Genomic DNA, 1982 nt, shown 5'->3' with positions numbered 1-1982 from the left:
GGGGGGGGGCCGGGGGGGGGGGGGACCGCGGGGGTGGGGAGGGAGGTCGGGAGGGAGGTCGGGACCGGCGCCGAAGCCGAGGTGGGCGGGGGCGTCGGGGTGGCCGTGGGGATCGAGGTGACGGTCGCGGCGGAACCCGGCTGTCCGGCCGCCGCGGCGGACGGGGTCGGGGCCGGCGTCTCGGCACTCGAGGGTACGGCGGCGGGGTGCTCCTCGGGAGTGGGGAGCTTCTCGGCGGTGGGACCGGGCGACTCCGTGGGGATCGCGGTCGTCGCCACGGGCGGCACCGTGGCGCGACCGGCGGCCGGCGGCTCGCCCTGTGCGGCTGCCACGGACTCGCGGGGGCCGAACAGACCGACCGTGGCCTCGCTGCGGATGGCGTGACCCAACATCACGGCGCACAGGATCGACACCATGACGAATGCAACAAGCGGCCGCTTGTGCTCTGCGCTCACCCGAGAGACCCCTTCCTGCGCGTACCTCGACTGCCATTCTTGCTGGCGATGACGGGCACATCGGCCAATCGGGGGGTAAATGACTAGAAAGGACTACGCCCGGTCTACTCAGGACGGGCCGAGGGAGAGGAGACCGACCCCGCACCCGCGGGCGTTCGACCGCCCGCAACCCTCAGGCTGACTTCTTCTTCTTCGACTCGGACTCACGGGGCACCAGGGTCGGAGCCACGTCGTCAAGGACGACCTCACGGGTCACGATCACCTTGGCGACGTCGTCGCGCGAGGGAACGTCGTACATCACGTGGAGGAGCACCTCTTCGATGATCGCGCGCAGGCCACGGGCACCCGTGCCGCGCTCGAGGGCCCGATCAGCGATGGCGACGATGGCTTCCTCGGTGAACTCGAGCTCGACCCCGTCGAGGTCGAAGAGCTTCTGGTACTGCTTCACGAGCGCGTTGCGCGGCTCGGTGAGGATCTGGACCAGCGCCTCGTTGTCGAGCTTGGTGACGCTGGCGATGAGCGGGAGGCGGCCGATGAACTCCGGGATCAGGCCGAACTTGGTGAGATCCTCAGGTCGGACCAGGGCCATCAGGTCGTCGGAGTCGCGCTCGGCCTCGCCGCGCACATCGGCGGTGAAGCCGAGGGTCTTCTTGCCGACGCGCTGCTCGACGATGTTCTCCAGGCCCGAGAAGGCACCACCCACGATGAACAAGATGTTGGTGGTGTCGATCTGGATGAACTCCTGGTGCGGGTGCTTGCGACCACCCTGCGGCGGCACCGAGGCAGTCGTGCCCTCGAGCATCTTCAGCAGCGCCTGCTGGACGCCCTCACCGGAGACGTCGCGGGTGATCGGGGGGTTCTCCGCCTTGCGGGCCACCTTGTCGATCTCGTCGATGTAGATGATCCCGGTCTCGGCCTTCTTGACGTCGTAGTCGGCGGCCTGGATCAGCTTGAGGAGGATGTTCTCCACGTCCTCACCGACGTAGCCCGCCTCGGTCAGCGCGGTGGCGTCGGCGATCGCGAACGGGACGTTGAGCATGCGCGCCAAGGTCTGGGCGAGGTAGGTCTTGCCACACCCGGTCGGACCGATGACCAAGATGTTGGACTTGGCGACCTCGACGACTTCGTCCTTGTTGTGCTTGCCCGCAACCGGCAACACGCCCGCCTGGACGCGCTTGTAGTGGTTGTAGACGGCCACTGCGAGCGCCTTCTTGGCGTGCTCCTGGCCGATGACGTAGGAGTTGAGGAACTCGAAGATCTCCTTGGGCTTGGGCAGCTCCTCGAGGCTAACCTCGGAACCCTCGGCGAGCTCCTCCTAGATGATCTCGTTGCAGAGCTCGATGCACTCGTCGCAGATGTAGACGTTGGGTCCTGCGATGAGCTTCTTGACCTGCTTCTGGCTCTTGCCACAGAAGTTGCACTTCAGCAGATCGCCGCCGTCACCGATTCGTGCCACGAGTCGTGTCCTCCAAGTCTTGCCGGGCGGGACGCCCGGCCTTCACCACCTTGCAACAGGCCTCACGACGG

General features: G+C 67.2%; 2 pseudogenes. Both read right to left on the bottom strand.

Features of this window, described 5'->3' with window-relative positions:
- A pseudogene (locus tag RMO85_RS08640) lies at positions 1 to 455 on the bottom strand (hypothetical protein); the annotation flags it as partial.
- Between the two features lie 172 nt (positions 456 to 627).
- Positions 628 to 1911, bottom strand: a pseudogene (clpX, locus tag RMO85_RS08635) (ATP-dependent Clp protease ATP-binding subunit ClpX).
- Positions 1912 to 1982: the final 71 nt, after the last annotated feature.

It is taken from the genome of Nocardioides sp., from assembly GCF_031422975.1.
In the GTDB taxonomy this organism is placed as follows: Bacteria; Actinomycetota; Actinomycetes; order Propionibacteriales; family Nocardioidaceae; genus Nocardioides.
The sequence above is the reverse complement of the archived record's forward strand: the minus strand, read 5'-3'. Positions and strand labels throughout refer to the sequence as shown.